Here is a 13603-nt window from a genome sequence, read left to right as displayed (position 1 = left end):
GGATGTGCCGATCCGGCGTCAAGCCCCGAGAGAATAGAGTCAAGGGCGTGGCTTCAGAATCGAATGGGTCGTCCGGCAAACAACCGGGCTCGCAAACACTGGCGAGGGGATTGCAGGCCCTCGAATTGGTTGCCACCACTCCCGATGGAATGACAATTCAGGAAGTTGCCGACGCCCTGGGTGTTCACCGGACCATTGCGTCGCGGTTGCTCACCACTGTGGCTGACTTCCGCCTCATCAAGCGCGGTGCGGACGGCAAGTACCGGGCCGGGGGTGGATTGGCGGCGCTCGCTCGGGACTTGTACGCCGGCCTTCGGGACGAGGCGACACCGTTGTTGCGTCGGCTCGCGAATTCCTTGGGCGCGAGTGTTGCGCTGTTTGTCGCGGAGGGCTCCGAAGCTGTGGCCGTCGCCGTCGTCGAGCCGAAGAATGCTCGGTACTGGGTGTCGTTCCGTGAGGGTGGTCGCCACCCTATCGACCGCGGCGCCGCAGGCTATGCGTTGTTGGCCGGGCAGCCGCCCGTCCCCGGGGAATCGAGTCGAGTCACCGATGCCCGCCGGGACGGCTACGTCGTCAGTTACGGCGAAGTCGAGCCGGGATACTGGGGTCTCGGCGTGCCGTTGACACAGCCGGCCAATGAGCCGGCCGGTTGCCTGACGTTGATTACCGCGTCCGAGGATCTGGCCCGCGGCGCAGTGCGCGAACTGATGGAGGCTGCTGAAAAGATCAGCGGCACAACACACTAGCTACAAGTGCGGCAGTATTCCCACGAAGAACGATGCGCTCAGGGCAAGCCCGATGATGCCGGTGATCAGGCCGACGACGGCATCTCCCGGCAGCGTGCTACTCGGATCCCGGCCAAGGCGGCGCAAGGTGAACACTCCCATGACGATGGCGCCCGCACCGAGCACGATGCCGACGCCGAAAGCCCAGAACACGAGTACCGACAGGGCGCCGAGCATCTCCGATCTTTCGCCCCAGCGCGCAGTGCGTTGCGCCGGCGTCGGTGGTGGCCACTGCAGCGATGAGGCCGACATTGCTGTCCCGAAGCGATGGGTGCGGTTACGAAGAGACTGGTCACTGAGAAACATCGTGTACTCCACTGGACTGGGTAGGCGAGCAGTCGGTACTGCTGTCTACCCGGTCTCCGTGGATCTATGCGTTGATCGGAATTCGGGTGTTCGCCGACGCAAATCCCAACCAGGTGTGGCGGTTGCCGGCCCAGCACCAGCCGACCTTGGGGGCGTTGCGATTGTCCTTACCGTCGCGCCCGGTCCCGTTGCTGATCCACAGCGCGGGGGTACGCGTATCCAGTGCGCCGTTGGGTTTGCGCAAGCGTGAGCCGATGGTCATGAAGCAGTGGCCACGTTCGAGAACGTCCGGGCATTGGAGCAGCCAGTGGATACCCTCGGTGAGCGTCAACGGCGTGCGCCCGGCTTCGAGGATTGCGGGTAGTGCTTCGTCCGGACTCCAGTTGGACATTGCGTCGCCTCGGTCGAGGTCCTCGAGTAGATACACGGGATTGTCCGGGGGCACTGCGTGCTCGGTGGGAGTGAACTGATCTACATCGGTCATGTCGGTGACAACAAAGCCATGTTTGCCCTGGCGTTCGAGAAGGTGGGCCAACGATGAAGCGGGAGCATACTTTTCGTGGATGGTAAGCAGAGAGTTCTCGGCGCGGGACGTTGCTGCTGCACGTATCGCAGCGGGGGATATCCCGGCGATGTCGCCGATGCCGAGAGCTATGAGTCGTTCAGCCTGCTGATCTAGAGGTGGGAGCACGGTCCCCGATGGTAGCGAATCTTGCGCCACCTCGAGAAAATGCCGTCAAGACGAATAAATGAAGTCCTAGTGGGTATGCATAAATGCGCTTATCCAAGGATTGAATTCGATACGGTAAATATCGAGCGCATTTATCGCAACCTGACTGGTTCAGGTCTAACATTCCTGAAATGGCAAGTCCGAGTGGAAAGAACAGTATTGCATTAGTTTTTCTTGCCGCGGCGATGGTTGTCTCGTGCTCCACGACGCAGAATTCGCAGACGACTCCTTCGGATTCTTCGCTCACTTCTGCTCCCGGCTCCAACTCAGCCGAACCAGTGCTCACCCCATTGACTGCCGCTACCCTTGCCGCTCCGATTCCGGTAACCGCCACTGACGGAGAGGTACACCTCGCGTACGAGCTGTTCCTCACGAATACCCTCGCGCAGCCGCTTACCTTGCGGAGTATCGAGCCGGTGTCGAACGGAGTTCCGTTGCAGAGTTCGATTTCCGACGGGCTTCTGCCGTGGATCAGGGTATTCGGCGCTACGAGGCCGACGGAGACTCTGGGCCCCGGCCAATCGGCCTTGGCCTGGATAGACGTGACGGTACCGTCCAGCTCAGAGGTTCCCGAGGTTGTCGCACATCGAATTTCGGTGGCGGTGGCCACCCCGAATCCGCCGCTTCTCCCGGCAGAGATGACGGAGATCGTGGCTCGGACCACGGTATCGACACAGTCTGCGGTAGTGATCGATCCGCCGCTGAACGGTGAGAACTGGTTGAACGGAAACGGTTGTTGTGGTCTGACAGCTCACCGTGGTGCCGTCAGTCCCCTCAACGGACAGCTTTTTGCTCCGGAGCGATTTGCCATCGACTACGTTCAACTGACGTCCGAGGGAAAGATGTTCAATGGAGATCGGACGTCCGTCAACAGTTATCCCTACTACGGCAGCGATGTTTTTTCCGTAGCGGAGGGCAAGATTGTTTCGATGGTGAATGACCTTCCGGAACAGACTCCTGGCGCTGATCCCGTCGGGCTCACGCTCGATCAATTCGGTGGTAATCATGTTGTTCAGGATCTCGGAAACGGTCGATACGCCTTCTACGCTCACCTGCAGAGAGGAAGTATCCCGCTCGAGGTCGGTGACAATCTGACGGCGGGTCAATCGTTGGGCAAGTTGGGTAACTCCGGTAACACCGACGCCCCGCATCTGCATTTCCACATCATGGACGGACCGGATCCTCTGGCGTCGAACGGACTTCCGTTCGAGATACGTTCTTTCGATCTGACAAACCGAATCATGAACCAGGACAACCTCGATTCGGTCACGGATTCCGGTGCCGCGGCGCAGTTCGCAACGGGCGTGGACACCGGTCGGCGCAGCAATCAGATGCCGCTCACGCTTGATGTCATGACATACGACGTAGTTGAACAGGGGAGCTGACATGGCAACGAGCAAGCAACGATGGTTGGCCAGGGCGGCAGTGGTCGCGGCATTCGCAGCAGTGGTGGTTCTGCTGGTCTTTGCCGGCTTGAAGACGCTGATGTTGTTGATCATGGGCGTCGGAGCTGTGGTGGTGAGTGTGGTTGCCGCGTACTGGTTTCTCACCAGTCGCGGGTTTGTACGCTGGTTCGCTCTGGCAATCGGGGTGTTGACGCCGATAGTGGTGCTCGTCTTTCTGATCCGGGCGAATCTGCTTGCGGTGGTGTTGGTGACGATCGGCTTTTTGATTGTGGCCGCGTTGTGCGCTCGGGCTGCCCTGCAAGACGATGAGTCGGGTTCTCCTGTGCCGGAACATCCTCCGAGCCCTGCAGAACGGCCCTTCTTCGTGATGAACCCAAATTCGGGCGGCGGGAAGGTCGGAAAATTCGGTTTGATCGACAAGGCTCGAGAATTGGGTGCCGAGGTATACGTTCTCGACGCCGCCCACCCGGTTGACGTGGCAGACGTGGCGCGCAAGGCCGTCGACAACGGGGCTGATCTACTCGGTGTCGCGGGAGGCGACGGAACACAGGCCTTGGTGGCGGCGGTCGCCGCGGAACATGGGTTGCCCTATCTGGTGATCAGCGCAGGTACACGCAATCATTTTGCCGCGGATCTCGGTTTGGATCTCCAAGATCCGTCGCGATGCCTTGACGCTTTGAATGACGGCGTCGACATCTACGTAGATCTGGGGACTGTGGGTGATCGACCGTTTGTGAACAACGCGTCGTTCGGCGCGTATGCCGAAGTGGTGCAGAATCCGTCGTATCGCGATGCCAAGACCAGTACGGTCGTGCGGATGCTCCCGGATGTCCTGGCTGAGCAGCAGGGCGCAAAATTTGTCGTGCACGTTCAGGACCGCGTCATCGAGTCACCACAAGCGGTGTTGGTCAGCAACGGCCCGTACGAGACGGATGACCTTGCCGGACTCGGGCAACGGCCGCGGTTGGACCTGGGAACACTCGGCGTTGTCGCGCTGTCGGTCAACAGCCCGCGGCAGGCCCTCGGGTTGCTTCGCCGCGCACATCGGCGTGGACTGACGCAAGCCACGGCATTAGAGGTGATCGTCGACGCCGACCGGCCGGAGATTCCTGTCGGCGTCGATGGTGAAGCATTGATCTTCCCGGTCCCCGTGCGGTGCGAGGTCCGGCCCGCCGCGCTTCGGGTTCGAGTTCCACGCAACCGACCGGGGGTGACGCGTCCGCGGCGGAAAGTAGATCTGGTGAGATTGCGTCAACTGGCAGGATTCACAGCGCTCGACGCATAACCCGTCCGGTTGCGACTGCATGGTTCATGGTCGACTGTGACAGGCTTTTCGGGTGACGGGATACAGCAGATCACTCATCGGTTTGGCGATAGCGCTTGCCGGGCTGGCCGGATACGTCGACGCGATCGGCTTCATCTTTCTCAGCGGACAGTTCGTATCGTTCATGAGCGGCAATATGACTCAGATGAGCGTCTCGATCGCCGACGGCTTGTGGGCCGCCGCCCGAGTGCCCGCGGCCGTGATTGTGCTCTTCCTGCTCGGTATCGCGCTCGGCACGGTGATCACGTATGTCACGGAACGCTATTCGGTTCGGACACGCAAGGTCGCCGTGCTATCGGTGGTGACCGCATTGTTGGTACTGGGGGCGATACTAGGTAGCTTCGACATCGTTCCCGGCGCGGTCACCGCAATGGCTTTGTCCATGGGCGCGGTCAATTCGGTGTTCCAGCGTGACGGCGAGGTAACCATCGGCGTCACTTACATGACGGGTGCCCTGGTGAAAATGGGCCAACGTTTGACGGGCGCATTCCTGGGCGGCCCGCGGTGGGCGTGGCTGCAACACTTCGGAATGTGTGCGGGTCTGATCGGCGGTGCAGTCCTGGGAGCGCTTGCACATCGGTGGATCGGCACTCACGCTCTCTGGCCGGCAGCGGGAACTGCTGCCGCCCTGACGGCTGTGGCATGGCGCGTGACGCCCCTACGCGGAAACAGATCCTCGGTTTCCTGACACTCCGACGCGCAGTGCCCCACACGCTTCGAGCATCGCATCTCTTCCGGTGTGGCCAACTCCGACGGTGTTGATGCTACGAATTACCCAGGACTGATGTGACGTGGAGCGTGATCGCCGGGTCGAGGTGAGTGACAACACATTGCACGTAACCCTAAGTTACATATACTTTTTTTCAGAAAAGTGTTTCCGCTCGAGTCCGAACGAGGTGCGCATCATGGGTGTCGTAGTCATATCGCTGCTCGTCGCCGCTGTGCTGACAGCACTGGCCACCAGTGACGGTGCGGGTCTGGACTTCGGGAGTCGGCAGTTGAACCGCCGGATGAGGGTTCGCTAGCCGCTACTCGAGTGCTCGCCGCAGTACATCCGCCGACGGCTTGTCGTAGGCAACGAGAATGACGTTGTCCACAGCGGTATGCGCTGAGTGAATCGCCGTAACTGCCTGTTTTGCAGCGTCTTCCTTGGGCCAGCCGTAGACGCCCGAAGAGATCAGCGGGAAGGCGACGGTCTGGGCGCCAAGGGAATCGGCCACGGCGAGGCTTTGCGTGTACGCCGATCGTAGCTGCGCCGACCGATCCTGCGAACGTGAGTATCGCGGGCCGACGGTGTGGATCACGTTGCGTGCTTTCATCTTTCCTGCTGTGGTGGCTACGGCTGAGCCCACCGGCAAGCCGTCGGGCAGGCTGGAGGCGCGCAGAGCTTTGCATTCTTCGAGGATTTCCGGACCGCCGGCGCGGTGAATGGCGCCGTCGACGCCCCCACCGCCGAGGAGAGCGGTGTTGGCGGCGTTGACTATTGCGTCGACGTCCAGGGTGGTGATGTCACCTTCGACGACGGAGATGGTGGGCATTGCTTCTCCTGTGGTGTTGAGTGCAAGACGAATCAAGTCGGTGGAGGTATACCCCGGCCACCCGTGCATGATGCGGCGCCACCGCTCCGGTATCGCCGACGCTCCCCAACGGGCGCCGAGTAGGCCGCCGGCGATTGCGGCAGTCGTGTCGGTGTCGCCGCCGGCTCGGACCGCGGCTTCGAGCGCGTGCTGCAGATGTTCGGTGTTGCTGCTGTCGGTGGAAGTTATTGCCCACCATGCCGTCTGGAGTGCGTGAACCACCCAGCCGTTCTTGGAGAAGTCTCGCGGGCTGCCATTTTCGGCCTGGTCGAGCAGTGGTCCCCAATAATCGACCACCTCCTGATCGGCGACGGTCAGGTAGTCGCGGACGCCGTTGAAGTCTCCGTGGATCACTGCGTGGCGGATGGCATGGGTCCATATCTGACAGGCTTGGCCGGCCTGTGGATCGTCATGCGTGAGTGCGCCGATCTTCCACGCGGCATCGACAGCACCTTTGGGGTCGTCAAGGTAAGCCAGCGCAACCGGCGCGGTGCGCATAAGCGAACCGTTGCCGCCCTTGAGTCCGCTGACCGCCTTCGCACGAGTCGCCATATCCGCTGCGTTGGGAGAGCGGGCGGACAGTACGGCCCGGGTCTGATTGCCGATATCTTCGGGTTTCGAGTCGTACCACCGAATGAACTGCGCTGCAACGGCATCCAGGCCCTCGGTGCTGGCAAGATCGATCCCGGTTGCGGCGACTTCGGCGATGGCTACGGCCATCGAGGTATCGTCCGTCCACTCACCCGGCGCCCACTTGAACGGACCGCCGCCGATCATGTCGATGACAACCTCGGCCTTCGGATAGGTGAACTCGTATCCGGCGCCCAGCGCGTCGCCGGCTGCCGTGCCGAGAAGTACCCCCGCCGCTCGATCGGTCTGTAGTGCGTTCAGCCTCACGTCAACCCCTTTGCTCAACTTTGCGCTAAACATAGATCATGATTGAGCTAATATGCAAGAGTGAATGAATGGACAGACGCGAGCGACAAATCGTTAACCGACTATCCGCGGCCGTCGGTCGCCGTCGACGTCGCCGTTCTGACCTATTCGGACGCTGCCCTCAAAGTGCTTGTAGTCGAGCATCGGCTGGGCAAGTTCGCTTTGCCCGGCACCTTTCTCCATGAGCGCGAATTACTCACTGCCGCAGCAGATCGGGCCTTGCACTCCAAAGCGGGAATGGTAGATGCGGAGTTCCATCAACTGGCAATTCTCGACAACCCGAATCGCGACGACAGGGGATGGGTCTTATCGGTTGCGCACGCTGCCGCGCTGCCGGAAGGTGACTTGCCGGTCGACGCGATCCTCCTCGATGCCTACGGTGCCCTGGACCTGGCTTTCGACCACACCGAGATAGTCGGATTGGCAGTTGCCGACCTCCGAAGCCGGTTTGCCGAAGCCGTCGACCCGGCCGGTCTCCTCGGCGACACTTTCACCGTCCCCCAACTGCGGCAACTCTACGAGGTGGTGTTCGATCGTGAATTGCAGAAGGACAGCTTCCGGCGTCATGTTGTCGACGCGCTGGTCAGTACCGGGGAATACGTGAGGGCTACTACGGGCAGGCCGGCTGAGATGTATCGGCGCAGCCCCGGCGCGACTCTCCCGCCGCAAGCCTTGGTTTTCCTCACCGGGTAGATTCGCGCATTCGGCCGTGACAACTACCCCGGAATGGGTACTGTCCGAATTATGGATGACCGCGACATCGAGGCGAAGATCCGGACGGTTGTGTGGGGGACGGGAAACGTCGGCCGTGCCTCGATTCGGGCCGTCGCCGCCAATCCGGCGCTCGAACTCTGCGCAGTCGTAGTCGCAAATCCCGACAAGGTCGGCCGAGATGCGGGAGACCTCGCGCAACTCGGCTACCGGTTGGGTGTGGTTGCCACCGATGATGCCGACGCCGTTCTTGCCACTGTTCCCGACGCCGTCGTCTACGCAGCTTCGGGTGAGATCCGGCCGGACGATGCCACCGCGGACATCATGCGCGCGCTACACGGCGGCGCTGTCGTGGTGACGCCCTCGGTCTACGCCCTGTACGACCACCGTTCGGCGCCGCCCGAAGTGCGGGATCCCGTCCTGGCCGCAGCCAAGGCCGGCGGCGGCGCGCTGTTCGTCTCCGGCGTCGATCCTGGGTGGGGAAACGACATTCTGCCGGTGATGATCACGGGCCTGTCCGGAACTATCGACCAGATTCGGTGTCAGGAGATTTTCGACTACACGACGTACGACCAGCCGGATTCGGTGCGCTACCTCGTCGGTATGGGTCAGCCGATGGAGTACGAACCGCCCATGGTTGCGTCGGGTGTCCCAACGATGGTGTGGGGAGGACAGATTCGGCTCATCGCGCGCGCGTTGGGAGTCGAACTCGACGGCATCAGTGAGACCCTGCTGCGCCGGGCTCTCGACGAGACGGTGACCACCGAGCACATGGGTGATTTTTCCGCCGGAACCCAGGGCGGTGTGCGATTCGAAGTTCAGGGAATTGTCGACGGCAAACCGTTGATCGTCATCGAACACGTCACCCGGATTCACCCGTCGTGTGCTCCTGACTGGCCGTGTCCTCCGGGCGATGGGGACGGGGTGCACAAGGTCATCATCGAAGGCCGCCCACGAATTGAGATCAACGTCGAGGCCACCGACGAGGGTGGAAATCGCGCGGCTGGTGGAAATGCCACTGCTGTAGGGCGTCTCGTCAATGCGATCCCGTGGTTGCGGGCCGCCGAACCTGGCTTGTACGACGCGCTCGACGTCCCACTCACCCCAGGCGTCGGCAAACTCGGCGCCGATACCTGGAGGACCGAATATGAACATCGACATCCCTGAGGGCAAGAATCCGATCGGCTACGTGTGGGGTGAGATGGTTCCGGGCATCGGTCCCGCCGCAGCCGCGTTCTCCCAAAAGGTGTATTCCGACACCACTCTCGGTCTGCGAGAGTTCGAGGCCGCTCGGCTGCGTATCGCTCAGATCAACGGTTGTATCTTCTGCCAGGACTGGCGAACCGAACGCGACGGTGCAACTGTCGAATCCGATTTTGCGCAGTCCGTCACCGACTGGCGAACCACCGATGCTTTTGACGACAGGACACGGCTGGCCGCCGAATACGCGGAGCGGTACGCACTCGATCATCACGGACTGGACGACGAGTTCTGGGAACGCATGACTGCCCACTACTCTCAGGCCGAAATCGTGGAACTGAGCATGTGCCTCGGATCGTGGTTGGCCTTCGGCCGGCTCAACCACGTCCTCGGCCTCGACACGCAGTGCGTGCTGCCCGGAAATTGATTCAGTTACCGAGTTTTGTCAGATCCGGGTAGTTCGACACTTCCCAACCGCCGTCGACCACCAGTGATGTTCCGGTGATGTAGGTGGCGTCGTCGCTCGCGAGATACAGGCAGGGAGCGGCAATCTCTTCGGGAGTTGCCGCTCGGGCCATGGGGATTCGATCCAGGAACATGTCGCGAGCGGGTTCGTAACCCATCACCGGCGCGACCAGTGGGGTGTCGACCAGACCGGGGAGAACCGCGTTGACACGGATTCCCGACGCCGCGAGTTCGATCGCGGCATTCTTGCTGAACATCTCGACACCGGCTTTGCCGGTGGCGTATGCACTTCCGTACGGGCTCGGAATATGGGCGTTGAGTGAGGAGACATTGACGATCGCTCCACCCCTTCCGTGCTCACGGATATGGCGCGCTTCGTGTTTGGTGCAGAGGAACACACCCTTCTGCACCAAATCGATGGTGAAGTCCCAATCCGCTTCGTCGAGGTCGACGATCTGTCCCACCCTCGACGCTCCGGCAACGTTGAATGCGATGTCGATCCCACCGAATTCCGCTGCCGCAGCGGCAATGGCCTCGGCGACATCGGACTCCTTGGTCACATCGGCCGGTGCGGCGAGGAAGGAACCGTCGTGTTGGGCCGCGATCTCCTTCAGTGCGCCCTCGGAGATATCGATGCCTGCGACGCGCGCACCTTCGCTGATGAGGCGCAGTGCAATCGCCGCGCCGATCCCCGAGGCTGCGCCGGTGACGACCGCGGTCTTGCCGGCAAATCTGGACATGTTAATGGGCACCTGCTTTCAAGAATTTTCCGGTTCGGCGGTTGCCGAGGACCGGTGCTGCTTCACCCTCGCCGAATACGTACTCGCCGCCGACGAATACGGCGGTTACGGTCTCGTCGTTACGATTGACCATGCGAGAGAGGTTGTCGTACTCCACAACCGGACTCTCGGCGTAAGCCTCGAGCGAATCGTCGAGATGAGCGGGATCGATAACGACAAGGTCGGCGCGGTCACCCAATCGAAGGTGCCCCGCATCGACGTCGTACCACTCGGCAAGTTCGCCGGTGAGACGATGTACTGCTGCCTCGACCGTCATGAAGGGCCGGCCGATCTTCTGGGCGTCGTACACGCGGCGAAGTAGTCGTAGGCCGAAGTTGTAGAACGCCATATTGCGCAAATGTGCTCCGGCGTCGGAGAATCCGAGTTGCACGCCGTTGTCCTGAGCGAACTTGTCCAGGATCTCGGGACGGTGGTTGGAAATGGTTGTGCGCCAACGAACCTTCGTGCCGTGCTCGAGAACCAGATCCAGGAACGCGTCGACCGGGTGGATGCTGCCACGCTCGACGCCGACCTGGCCGAAGGTCTTACCCACCAAAGAATCGTCTGGGCAGGAAACGATTTCGGCGTCGAAGAAGTCTCGGTGCCACACCTTGACGCCGAACTTCTGGTCGTAGTCCTTGCGGAATTGTCGACGGTACTCCGCGCTCTGCATCAGAACGTTGCGTTCCATCTCGTCGGTCAGATGCAGTGCCGCAGCCCCGGATCCGAACTCCTCGAAGACAACCAGATCGATTCCGTCGGCATACACCTCGAAGGGCACAGGCAGATGCTGCCAGCGCAGGTCACCGCCGAGTCGATTGACCAGATGCGCCAGCGGTCCGAGAATTGCCACGGCAAACTTGTTCGACTTGATGTCTGCTGCCGAGAGCATGCTCGTTTTGAGTCGCTTACGCCAGAGACCCACGCTGGTGAATGCCATGGCACCGGTGCTCACTGGATTGGTGGGGTCTGGTCCGGCCTGAAATACCCGTCCCCGGCGACGCAGGATCGCGTTGAGTCGGCGTCGTTCCTTCGTGGTTGCATACGTCGACGGCAGGGTGCGTGAGCGGCAGGTTTCACCGTCGAGTTTGTCGAACAGCAGTTGCTGGCCGGACATTCCGACGAAGCCGGCGTCAAGTGCCTCGGTCAAATGCGCTTCCATCGACGCGAGTTCGGCATCACTGGGATGCACGTCCTTCCGCGTTGCACGGTCCAACCCCATTTCGGCAGCTCGCATGTCGGAGTGTCCGATGAAGGCTGCGACATTGGGGCCCAACGGAAGTGACTCGAGTGCGGCGATGTACTCGCGCGCGGAGTTCCAGGTCTTGGCCCTCGTGAGTGCTTCGACGACGTGTTTGCGTGGGATTGCTTCGACGCGTCCGAAGAGATCGCCTGCATCGGACGGGCTGGCGTGAATGGTGGACAGGGAACACGATCCGACAAAGATCGACGTGACCCCGTGTCGCAGGGATTCGCTCAGCGCCGGCCCTTCCAGGATCTCGACGTCGTAGTGCGTGTGAATGTCGACGATTCCCGGGATCACCCACTTTCGCCGGGCGTCGATGACTCGGGGGCAATCGGTTTCGTCGAGGGGGTCGAGCGAGATGGCGGTGACTCGCCCGTCCCGGATTCCCAGGTTGCGGATTGCCGGTTTGGCTCCGGTGCCGTCGAACCACAATCCGTTGTTGATCACGGCGTCGTAGGTCATGCGATAACCACCTTTGCACGTATGGTTTTTCCGGTTGCGTTGCGGGGCAGAGGAGTTGTGCTCAGTTGCCACTTCACCGGCACCTTGAAGTAAGCGAGTCGTTCGGCGACATAGCTGCGTAGTTCCTCTTCCGTCGCGGCGCCTTCGTCACGCAGAACGACGACGGCAGCAACTTCCTGGCCCAGGTCTGTCGAATCAACGCCGATCACGGCGCATTCGAGCACAGCGGGATGCTCGTCGAGGCACTGTTCGATCTCGAGGGGATAGATGTTTTCGCCGCCGCGCAGGATCAGGTCGGATCTGCGCCCGGTGAGTCGAAGGCGACCGTCTTCGAGAACTCCGAAGTCGCCGGTCCTGAGCCAGCGGTCGGGGGCGATGGCAGCCGCAGTGGCCGCCTCGTCGTTCCAATATCCCAACATCACATAGGGACTACGCGCACAGATTTCACCTTCCTCGCCATCTGGGACCGCAACACCGAAGGGGTCGCGAACCTCCACGCTCACACCGATGATCGGGCGGCCGAGAGTTCCGGGAAATGCAGCGAGTTCCGGGGGCGTCGCAACCGAAATTCCGGTCGAGGATTCGGTGAGTCCGTAACTGTCCACCAGAGCGTGCTGCGCAAAAGGCAGTTGTGCCCGTAGACGTTCCTGCAAGGCCGGAGACGACGGCGCTGAAGCCAATGCAAATGCGCTCAGTGACGTCAGGTCGTACTTCTCGAGATTGCCGTGTTCGAGCAGACGGCTTGCCATGGTGGGGACGACAGCCCAGTTGGTGACTTTCTCGCGCTGGACGAGTGAGAGGACTTCGTCGACGTCGAAGGCGCCCTGATGAATGACCACGGCGCCGCCCGTGGCCAGTCGAGGGACCGCCAGATTGTGCAGGCTTGCGATGTGGAACAGCGGCGCGGTCAACAGATAACGCAAGTCGCTCGGTCGTCCGTCGGTGGGTTGCCCGGTGAAGGCCGCAGCGAGACGGTCGCTGTAGCGGTGGTAATCGATGACCGCCAACACATTTCGGTGGGTGTGAACAGCTCCTTTGGGGCGTCCGCTGGTTCCACTCGTGTACAGGATGACGGCCGGATCGTCCTCGTCGACCGTGGTACGGGGAAGCGGTGATCCGGAGAACTTCTCGATCAGGGCCGGCAAATCCTCTTCCATGGTGAGCACCGGAATATCGGTGCCCAACCCGGAAAGAATCTGCGCGCGCTTGGCATCGGCGATCACCACGGTAGGTGTGGTGTGTTCGATGCCGTACTTCACCTCACGTGCCACCCACCACGAGTTGAAACCGACGGCGATGGCTCCGAGCGCCTGGGCTGCCCAGAACGTGATCACCCATTCCGGTGTGTTGGCGGCAAGAATGCCCACACGATCGCCCTTGCCGACGCCGTACTGTTCGCGCAGCGCAGTGGCTAGAGCGGCAACGGCCGCACCATGTTCGAGGTAGCTGAAGCGTCGGTCCTTGGTCACCAGGTAGTCGCGTGAACCGTAGTCGACAGACGCTGCGAGTACGTCTCCCAGCGACTTGTCACGGTTCTTCATGACGGGCATCGAACTACCGAGAACGTCTTCGACGCCCATTTCGAAAGGTCCACCGGGGCCGGTCAGGCCTGCCATGACGGACGCGATGTATGCCTGTGTATCAGCGGGAGTGGTCACGTGAAGCACCTTTCGAGA

The 13603-nt window shown here is 61.4% G+C and carries 13 protein-coding genes and 1 pseudogene; 7 read left to right on the top strand and 7 right to left on the bottom strand.

Translation table 11 applies throughout. The features are described from left to right. Positions 1-47: 47 nt before the first annotated feature. On the top strand, positions 48-746 hold the full coding sequence (locus C7T36_RS12185) for an IclR family transcriptional regulator (RefSeq protein WP_033233745.1): 699 nt from the start codon (positions 48-50) through the stop codon (positions 744-746). Here C7T36_RS12185 and C7T36_RS12180 read toward each other — a convergent pair whose 3' ends face one another. Together C7T36_RS12180 and C7T36_RS12175 are read right to left on the bottom strand one after the other, a co-directional pair. Next, positions 747-1037, bottom strand: a complete 291-nt coding sequence (locus C7T36_RS12180; protein WP_233366256.1) for a hypothetical protein — start codon at positions 1035-1037, stop codon at positions 747-749. Between the two features lie 118 nt (positions 1038-1155). Next, complete coding sequence (locus C7T36_RS12175) at positions 1156-1782, bottom strand: DUF5701 family protein (protein WP_033233743.1); 627 nt, start codon at positions 1780-1782, stop codon at positions 1156-1158. A 170-nt stretch (positions 1783-1952) separates the two neighbouring features. On the opposite strand from C7T36_RS12175, the gene C7T36_RS12170 reads away from it, so the two are divergent. From C7T36_RS12170 to C7T36_RS12160, 3 genes are read left to right on the top strand one after another with little or no spacing between them, the layout of a single operon-like run. Next, on the top strand, positions 1953-3206 hold the full coding sequence (locus tag C7T36_RS12170; protein WP_084702532.1) for a M23 family metallopeptidase: 1254 nt from the start codon (positions 1953-1955) through the stop codon (positions 3204-3206). 1 nt (position 3207) lies between these two features. After that, positions 3208-4512 carry a diacylglycerol kinase family protein gene (locus tag C7T36_RS12165; protein WP_045065643.1) on the top strand — a complete coding sequence of 435 codons (1305 nt, stop codon included), beginning with the start codon at positions 3208-3210 and terminating at the stop codon, positions 4510-4512. Positions 4513-4564: 52 nt separating this feature from the next. Then, a complete protein-coding gene (locus tag C7T36_RS12160; RefSeq protein ID WP_045065642.1) occupies positions 4565-5239 on the top strand; it encodes a YoaK family protein in 675 nt (224 codons plus the stop codon). Between the two features lie 340 nt (positions 5240-5579). Here C7T36_RS12160 and C7T36_RS30535 read toward each other — a convergent pair whose 3' ends face one another. After that, the gene (locus tag C7T36_RS30535) at positions 5580-6089 is read right to left on the bottom strand and encodes an O-acetyl-ADP-ribose deacetylase (RefSeq protein ID WP_239654692.1); all 510 of its coding nucleotides are present in this window, start codon (positions 6087-6089) and stop codon (positions 5580-5582) included. A 141-nt stretch (positions 6090-6230) separates the two neighbouring features. Beyond that, positions 6231-7058 (bottom strand): annotated as a pseudogene (locus tag C7T36_RS30530) (ADP-ribosylglycohydrolase family protein); the annotation flags it as partial. 27 nt (positions 7059-7085) lie between these two features. Between C7T36_RS30530 and C7T36_RS12150 the strand changes: the two are divergent. Genes C7T36_RS12150 through C7T36_RS12140 form a run of 3 tightly spaced genes read left to right on the top strand, consistent with a single transcriptional unit; the run spans position 7086 to position 9402 of the window. Next, the gene (locus tag C7T36_RS12150; protein ID WP_045065640.1) at positions 7086-7757 is read left to right on the top strand and encodes an NUDIX hydrolase; all 672 of its coding nucleotides are present in this window, start codon (positions 7086-7088) and stop codon (positions 7755-7757) included. Between the two features lie 51 nt (positions 7758-7808). Beyond that, positions 7809-8942 carry a dihydrodipicolinate reductase gene (locus C7T36_RS12145; RefSeq protein WP_045065639.1) on the top strand — a complete coding sequence of 378 codons (1134 nt, stop codon included), beginning with the start codon at positions 7809-7811 and terminating at the stop codon, positions 8940-8942. Continuing rightward, positions 8923-9402 (top strand): carboxymuconolactone decarboxylase family protein, encoded by a 480-nt coding sequence (locus C7T36_RS12140; RefSeq protein WP_045065637.1) that lies wholly within the window; start codon positions 8923-8925, stop codon positions 9400-9402. The genes C7T36_RS12145 and C7T36_RS12140 overlap by 20 nt, the downstream gene beginning before the upstream one ends. Position 9403: 1 nt before the next feature. Here the strand turns inward: C7T36_RS12140 and C7T36_RS12135 are convergent, their stop codons facing one another. From C7T36_RS12135 to C7T36_RS12125, 3 genes are read right to left on the bottom strand one after another with little or no spacing between them, the layout of a single operon-like run. Then, positions 9404-10180: an SDR family NAD(P)-dependent oxidoreductase gene (locus C7T36_RS12135; RefSeq protein WP_045065635.1), complete on the bottom strand. Its 777-nt coding sequence runs from the start codon at positions 10178-10180 to the stop codon at positions 9404-9406. Position 10181: 1 nt separating this feature from the next. Continuing rightward, positions 10182-11927, bottom strand: coding sequence for an amidohydrolase family protein (locus tag C7T36_RS12130; RefSeq protein ID WP_045065633.1), 1746 nt, complete (start codon positions 11925-11927; stop codon positions 10182-10184). Next, a complete protein-coding gene (locus tag C7T36_RS12125) occupies positions 11924-13543 on the bottom strand; it encodes a class I adenylate-forming enzyme family protein (RefSeq protein ID WP_375128911.1) in 1620 nt (539 codons plus the stop codon). Before C7T36_RS12125 ends, C7T36_RS12130 begins: the two co-directional genes overlap by 4 nt. Between the last annotated feature and the right edge of the window lie 60 nt (positions 13544-13603).

This window comes from Rhodococcus sp. AD45-ID (assembly GCF_003023755.1).
Lineage (GTDB): Bacteria > Actinomycetota > Actinomycetes > Mycobacteriales > Mycobacteriaceae > Rhodococcus_F > Rhodococcus_F globerula.
This window is presented reverse-complemented; position numbering and strand designations above follow the sequence as displayed.

Excerpts from the sequence above, each read along its gene's own strand:
- C7T36_RS12180 (WP_233366256.1), bottom strand. The coding sequence starts at position 1,037 with ATGTCGGCCTCATCGCTGCAGTGGCCACCACCGACGCCGGCGCAACGC.
- C7T36_RS12170 (WP_084702532.1), top strand. The coding sequence starts at position 1,953 with ATGGCAAGTCCGAGTGGAAAGAACAGTATTGCATTAGTTTTTCTTGCC.
- C7T36_RS12165 (WP_045065643.1), top strand. The coding sequence starts at position 3,208 with ATGGCAACGAGCAAGCAACGATGGTTGGCCAGGGCGGCAGTGGTCGCG.
- C7T36_RS30535 (WP_239654692.1), bottom strand. The coding sequence starts at position 6,089 with ATGCCCACCATCTCCGTCGTCGAAGGTGACATCACCACCCTGGACGTC.
- C7T36_RS12145 (WP_045065639.1), top strand. The coding sequence starts at position 7,809 with ATGGATGACCGCGACATCGAGGCGAAGATCCGGACGGTTGTGTGGGGG.
- C7T36_RS12140 (WP_045065637.1), top strand. The coding sequence starts at position 8,923 with ATGAACATCGACATCCCTGAGGGCAAGAATCCGATCGGCTACGTGTGG.
- C7T36_RS12135 (WP_045065635.1), bottom strand. The coding sequence starts at position 10,180 with ATGTCCAGATTTGCCGGCAAGACCGCGGTCGTCACCGGCGCAGCCTCG.
- C7T36_RS12130 (WP_045065633.1), bottom strand. The coding sequence starts at position 11,927 with ATGACCTACGACGCCGTGATCAACAACGGATTGTGGTTCGACGGCACC.
- C7T36_RS12125 (WP_375128911.1), bottom strand. The coding sequence starts at position 13,543 with ATGGCAGGCCTGACCGGCCCCGGTGGACCTTTCGAAATGGGCGTCGAA.